This is a genomic window from Nigerium sp., from assembly GCF_039811905.1.
Taxonomy (GTDB): Bacteria; Actinomycetota; Actinomycetes; order Propionibacteriales; family Propionibacteriaceae; genus Propioniciclava.
Map to the genome: position 1 here is coordinate 1 of NZ_JBDHZL010000144.1, position 5,539 is coordinate 5,539.

General features: G+C 75.0%; 7 protein-coding genes. 4 read left to right on the forward strand and 3 right to left on the reverse strand.

Translation table 11 applies throughout. From position 1 onward, the window contains the following. Nucleotides 1–257, reverse strand: a 257-nt coding sequence (locus WMJ97_RS14210; RefSeq protein ID WP_347349662.1) for a hypothetical protein, incomplete at its 3' end; no start/stop codon positions are given. Nucleotides 258–301: 44 nt separating this feature from the next. Between WMJ97_RS14210 and rsmI the strand changes: the two genes are divergently transcribed. Genes rsmI through rsmA form a run of 3 tightly spaced genes read left to right on the forward strand, consistent with a single transcriptional unit; the run spans nt 302 to nt 2,941 of the window. Further along, complete coding sequence (rsmI, locus tag WMJ97_RS14215; RefSeq protein ID WP_347349668.1) at nt 302–1,156, forward strand: 16S rRNA (cytidine(1402)-2'-O)-methyltransferase; 855 nt, start codon at nt 302–304, stop codon at nt 1,154–1,156. A 46-nt stretch (nt 1,157–1,202) separates the two neighbouring features. After that, entirely contained in the window at nt 1,203–2,039 is an 837-nt protein-coding gene (locus WMJ97_RS14220) for a TatD family hydrolase (protein WP_347349663.1), read from the forward strand. Continuing rightward, nucleotides 2,036–2,941: a 16S rRNA (adenine(1518)-N(6)/adenine(1519)-N(6))-dimethyltransferase RsmA gene (rsmA, locus tag WMJ97_RS14225; protein WP_347349664.1), complete on the forward strand. Its 906-nt coding sequence runs from the start codon at nt 2,036–2,038 to the stop codon at nt 2,939–2,941. Before WMJ97_RS14220 ends, rsmA begins: the two co-directional genes overlap by 4 nt. A gap of 18 nt (nt 2,942–2,959) precedes the next feature. Here the strand turns inward: rsmA and WMJ97_RS14230 are convergent, their stop codons facing one another. Beyond that, nucleotides 2,960–3,376, reverse strand: coding sequence for a cupin domain-containing protein (locus WMJ97_RS14230; RefSeq protein ID WP_347349665.1), 417 nt, complete (start codon nt 3,374–3,376; stop codon nt 2,960–2,962). 134 nt (nt 3,377–3,510) lie between these two features. Here WMJ97_RS14230 and WMJ97_RS14235 point away from each other — a divergent pair, with 134 nt between their 5' ends. After that, the gene (locus WMJ97_RS14235; protein WP_347349666.1) at nt 3,511–4,443 is read left to right on the forward strand and encodes a 4-(cytidine 5'-diphospho)-2-C-methyl-D-erythritol kinase; all 933 of its coding nucleotides are present in this window, start codon (nt 3,511–3,513) and stop codon (nt 4,441–4,443) included. A 57-nt stretch (nt 4,444–4,500) separates the two neighbouring features. On the opposite strand, the gene WMJ97_RS14240 is transcribed toward WMJ97_RS14235, so the two are convergent. Then, nucleotides 4,501–5,214, reverse strand: coding sequence for a TetR/AcrR family transcriptional regulator (locus tag WMJ97_RS14240; RefSeq protein ID WP_347349667.1), 714 nt, complete (start codon nt 5,212–5,214; stop codon nt 4,501–4,503). Nucleotides 5,215–5,539 lie beyond the last annotated feature (325 nt).

Here is a 5,539-nt window from a genome sequence, read left to right on the forward strand (position 1 = left end):
CGGCGGCCCGCGGTCGCGCCGGTCGCGGTGGGGCTGGCCGACGCGGCGGTCGCGCCGACCGTGGCCCCGGAGGCGCTGGTCGCGCCCGCTGCGCCCGCGGTGGGGGAGCCCGTGGCCCCGGCGTCCTCGTCCCGGACGGCAGCGAACGTGCTGACGCCCTCGGGCGCTCGGGGGAGGTCGGCGTCCTGCCCCGGATCGGGGAGGGCGGTCGCCGTCTCCTCCGGCGGATCGGACGGGGACTCGGGGGGCTGCGTCACGGCGACCATCCTAAACGCGCCGGGTTGGCCATACTGGACCGGTGATGTCCGAACCGGACGCCGGCGGCGTCCTCGTGCTGGCGGCGACGCCGATCGGGGATCTCGCCGACGCGAGCCCCGCCCTTTCCCGCGAACTCGGCCGCGCCGACCTCGTCGCCGCCGAAGACACGCGGCGCCTCAAAGCGCTCGCCGCGCGGCTCGGCGTCCGGGTGTCGGCGCCGGTCGTGTCGTACTTCGACGGCAACGAGTCCGACCGGGTCGGGCTGCTGCTGAGCGCGCTCGAGGAGGGCAAGCGGGTCGTCGTCGTGACGGACGCCGGCATGCCGGTCGTCTCCGACCCGGGCTTCCGGATCGTCGCGGCCGCCGCCGCGTCCGGCTACCGGGTGACCGCCGCCCCGGGGCCGTCGGCCGTGCTGACCGCGCTCGCGGTGTCCGGCCTGCCGTCGGACCGCTTCTGCTTCGAGGGCTTCCCTCCCCGCAAGGGCGGGGAGCGGCGCCGGCGGCTGGCGTCCCTGGCGGAGGAGCAGCGGACGATGGTCTTCTTCGAGGCGCCCCACCGGCTCGCGGCCTTCCTCGCCGACGCCGCGGACGCCTTCGGCGCCGACCGGCCGGCGGTCGTCGCGCGCGAGCTGACGAAGACGTACGAGGAGGTCGTCCGGGGCGGGCTGGCGGAGCTGGCCGCGTGGGCGTCCGAGGGGGCGCGCGGCGAGATCTCGGTGGTGATCGCCGGGGCGGTGCCCGCCGTCGGAAGCATCGCGGACGCCGTGGAGGCCGTCCTGCGGCGCGTCGACGAGGGCGAGCGGTTGAAGGCGGCCGTCGCCGGCGTGGCGGAGGCGTCCGGGTTGGGGAAGTCGGAACTGTACGACGCGGCCGTGGCCGCGAGGAAGGGGCGCTCGTGAGCGGGGCCGTCGTCCGGAAACCGTTGCCGACGAGGGGAGATCGGCCGTGACCGCGCTCGTCCCGGCGCCCGAGCCGCTGCCGCGCCCGACCACGGACGCCCACACGCACCTGTCCACGACGGCCGAGCACCTCGGGCTCGACGCCTCCGAGCTGATCGCGCGGGCGGCCGCGGTGAACGTGACCCGGCTCGTCGACGTCGGCACCGACGTCGAGGACTCGGTCGAGGCGATCCGGCACGCGGAGGCGTCCGACCGGGTGGTGGCCGCGGTGGCCATCCACCCCAACGACGCGGCCCGGCTGGGGCCGCGGCTGCCCGGCGAGCTGGAGCGGCTGCGGGCGCTGATCGGGGCGTCCGACCGCGTACGCGGGGTGGGCGAGACCGGCCTGGACTACTTCCGCACGCGCGAGCCCGAGGGGCGCGCGCTGCAGAAGGAGTCGTTCGCCGCGCACATCGCGTGGGCGAAGGAGTTCGGCAAGGCGCTCGTGATCCATGACCGGGACGCCCACGCCGACGTCGCCGACGTGCTGGACGCCGAGGGCTGGCCCGAGCGGGTGCAGTTCCACTGCTTCTCGGGGGACGCGGCGTTCGCCCGCCGCTGCCTCGACGGGGGCGCCTGGCTGTCGTTCCCGGGCACGGTCACGTTCAAGGCGAACCACGACCTGCGCGAGGCGCTCGCGCTCACGCCGGCCGACCGGTTGCTCGTCGAGACCGACGCGCCCTACCTGACGCCGATGCCGTACCGCGGCAAGCCCAACGCGTCGTATCTCGTGCCCGTCACGCTGCGGTACCTGGCCGAGCAGCGGGACGCCGACGTCGCGGGCCTGTGCGACGCGCTGCACGCCAACGCGACGGCCGTCTTCGGCGACTGGGGCGCCGCGTGACCGCCGGGCCGGGGGACGCCGACCCCGCGGCCGTCGAGGGCCGCGGGCCGGGCGAGGGCCTGCTCGACCCGCGCTCGCTGCGCGCACTCGCGGCCGAACTGGGCCTGCGTCCGACGAAGCAGCGGGGGCAGAACTTCGTGCACGACGCGAACACGGTGCGCCGGATCGTCGCTGCGTCGGGGGTCGGGCCGGACGACGTCGTGCTCGAGATCGGGCCCGGCCTCGGCTCGCTGACGCTCGGCCTGCTGGACGCCGCGGCCGCCGTCACCGCGATCGAGATCGACTCGGCGCTGGCCCGGCGGCTGCCGGCGACCGTCGCCGAGCGGATGCCCGCGAAGGCGTCCGCCCTGCGGGTGATCGAGGCGGACGCCCTCGACGTCGACGCCCTGCCCGACCCGCAGCCCACCGCGGTCGTCGCAAACCTGCCGTACAACGTGAGCGTGCCGGTGCTGCTGCACCTGCTCGCCCGGTTCCCGGGTTGGGACCGCGGCCTCGTGATGGTGCAGCTCGAGGTCGCCGACCGCATCGCGGCGCGGCCGGGCTCGCGGGTCTACGGAGTCCCCAGCGCGAAGATGGCCTGGTACGCCGACGCCGTTCGCGTCGGCACCGTGCCCCCCACGGTCTTCTGGCCGGTGCCGAACGTCGACTCGGGCCTCGTGCGGATCACCCGCCGCGAGCCGCCCGCGACGACGGCGCCCGTCGAGCGGGTGTTCGCCGTCGTGGACGCCGCCTTCGCCCAGCGCCGCAAGATGCTGCGCGGGGCGCTGGCCGGGCTGTTCGGCTCGTCGGCGGCCGCGTCGGAGGCGCTGACCGACGCCGGAGTCGACCCGCAGGCCCGCGGCGAGACCCTCGGCATCGCCGACTTCGCGCGCATCGCCGAGCGGCTGCCCGGCTCGGGGTGACTCCCCGGGCCGGGCGCCTCAGTGCTCGTTCGGGTCGCTGTCGGCGTCGGCCTTGGTCGGGTGCACGGCGCCGGCCACGTGGTCGGGCGGCCCGTACAGCGAGTACAGCTTCAGCGGCTCCTCGCCGGTGTTGGTGACGTTGTGCCACTTGCCAGCCGGGATGAGGATCGCCCAGTCGTCCGTCACCTCGTCGGTGAAGGAAATCTCGGACTCCGACGCCCCCATCTCGACGCGGCCGGTGCCCTGTTCGATGCGGATGAACTGGTCGTGGTCGGGGTGCACCTCGCCGCCGATCTCCCCGCCCACCGGGATGGCCATCAGGGTGAGCTGCAGGTGCTCGCCGGTCCACGCCGTCGTGCGGAAGTTCTCGTTGGCGACGGTCGCGTCTTCGATATCGAGGGTGTACGGGTTCGGTCCGGAATCTGTCAGGGCCATGATCGTCCTCCTTGAACGGGGTCGGCCCCAGCCTATCGAGCCCCTCCGACAGTCCCCTGATCGGGCGCCGGATCGTTGCCCGGGCTTCACGGACGGCTGGCCGCGGGCAGGCGTCCCTGGTAGGAATGTTCGCCATGACCTCTCCGACGGCGATCGCCGGCCCCGTGCGTGTGCGCGCCGCCGGGAAGATCAACCTGGCCCTCAAGGTGGGGCCAGTCGGCGACGACGGGTATCACCCGCTCGCCACCGTCTTCCAGGCGGTGTCGCTGGTCGACGAGGTCACGGTGACGCCCGCGGAGCCCGGCCGCTTCGACATCACGGTCGCCGGCGAGCAGAGCGCCAGCGTCCCGTGGGACGACCGCAACCTCGCCGTCCGGGGCGCCCGGCTCCTCGCCGAGCGCTACGGCGAGCCGGCAGAGCTGGGGGCGTCCATCGCGATCAGAAAGGCCATCCCGGTCGCGGGCGGCATGGCGGGCGGCTCCGCGGACGCCGCGGCCGCGATGCTCGCCTGCTCGGTCCTGTGGGACCTCGACGTGGGGCCCGGCGAGCTCGGCGATCTGGCCGGGGAGATCGGGGCCGACGTCCCGTTCGCGCTGCTCGGCCAGACCGCGCTCGGGACGCGCCACGGCGACCGGCTCGTCCCGGTGCTGAGCCGGGGCACCTACCACTGGGTGCTGGCGTTCGCGGACTTCGAGCTGCCGACGCCCGCAGTGTTCCGCCGCTTCGACGAGCTCACCGCCGGCCGCGAGGTCGAGCAGCCCGCCGTCCCCGACGGGCTGCTGGAGGCGCTCGCCGCCGGCGACCCCGCCGCGTTGGCCCGGTGCATCGAGAACGACCTGCAGGAGCCCGCCGTGGCGATGCGGCCGCACCTGGAGCGCGTCCTGGCGGCGGGGGACGAGTTGGGCGCGCTCGCGTCCGTCGTCTCGGGGTCGGGGCCGACGTGCGCGTTCCTGGCCGCGAGCGAGGCGGCCGCCCTCGACATCTCGGTGAAGCTCAGCGCGACCGGGCTGTGCCGCGCTGTGAAGCGCGTCTGCGGGCCGGTGCCGGGCGCGCGCTTGGTCGTGTAGGGAAGGACGCCGCCGGCGGCGGGGATGCTCCCCGGGTGCCGGTCGGCCGGCGTCAGCTCAGCACCCGCGCTGCTCGGGGTCGTCGGGGGACGCGGGACCGGTGTCCCCGTCGTCCTCCGCCCCGTCGTCTTCGCCCTCGTCGTCTTCGCCCTCGTGGGGCAGCTCTTCGAGCCGCAAACGGGGGTCGACGTCCAGGTTGCGCATGCCGTTCCAGGCGAGGTTGACCAGGTGCGCGGCGACTTCTGGCCGGTTCATGCCCGACGTCACCCGGGCGTCCACCCACCACTGCCCGGCGAGCGCGACCAGGCCGACGAGCATCTGCGCGTACAGCGGGGCGGTCTCGGGGTCGTAGCCGCGCCGCTCGAACTGGGCGGCCAGCAGCCCCTCGACACGGCTCGCGATCGCGGACAGGATCGTCTGGAACGACCCCGCCGGCTGGAACGGGTTGGAGTCGCGCGACAGGATGCGGAAGCCGTCGGGGTTCTCCTCGATGTAGTCGAGCAGCGCGAGGGTGCCGAGCTCGATGAGCGTGCGCGGGTCGGTGCGCGGCCGGGAGATGGCCTCGGCGATCGCGTCGTGCAGGGTCCGCATGTCCTCGGCGACGACCGCCGAATAGAGGCCCTCCTTGCCGCCGAAGTGCTCGTAGACGACCGGCTTGCTCACCTGAGCGTGGCCGGCGATCTCTTCCACCGACGTGCCGTCGAGCCCCCGCTCCGCGAACAGACCGCGCGCCACGTCCATCAACTGCTCACGACGCTGTTCCCGCGGCATGCGGACACGGCCGCGGCGGGCACGGGAAGGGGGGACGGGGCTCGTCACACCCCCTAGTCTGACCCACCGGCGCGGGTGCGGCCACTTTGGCCCCTCGCCCCGCGCGTCCCGGGGCGTCCCGGCGCGTCCCGGCGCCGTCCGCGAGGGCGGCGGACGCCGGGGGCGTCCGGTGGACTCGGGCGTCCGGCGATCTCACGCCGACGTGATCGGCCCTGTTGTTTGCTCACACCTCGTGTGCAAGCCCTAGGAGACGCACGCGCGACGCGGTCGAGGGCACAGCGGGTCGAGGACACCGGGGCGCCGAGGGCACCGGGGCGTCCGAGGG

Coding starts and splice junctions, on each gene's coding strand:
- rsmI (WP_347349668.1), top strand. CDS start 302: ATGTCCGAACCGGACGCCGGCGGCGTCCTCGTGCTGGCGGCGACGCCG.
- WMJ97_RS14230 (WP_347349665.1), bottom strand. CDS start 3,376: ATGGCCCTGACAGATTCCGGACCGAACCCGTACACCCTCGATATCGAA.
- WMJ97_RS14240 (WP_347349667.1), bottom strand. CDS start 5,214: ATGCCGCGGGAACAGCGTCGTGAGCAGTTGATGGACGTGGCGCGCGGT.
- WMJ97_RS14235 (WP_347349666.1), top strand. CDS start 3,511: ATGACCTCTCCGACGGCGATCGCCGGCCCCGTGCGTGTGCGCGCCGCC.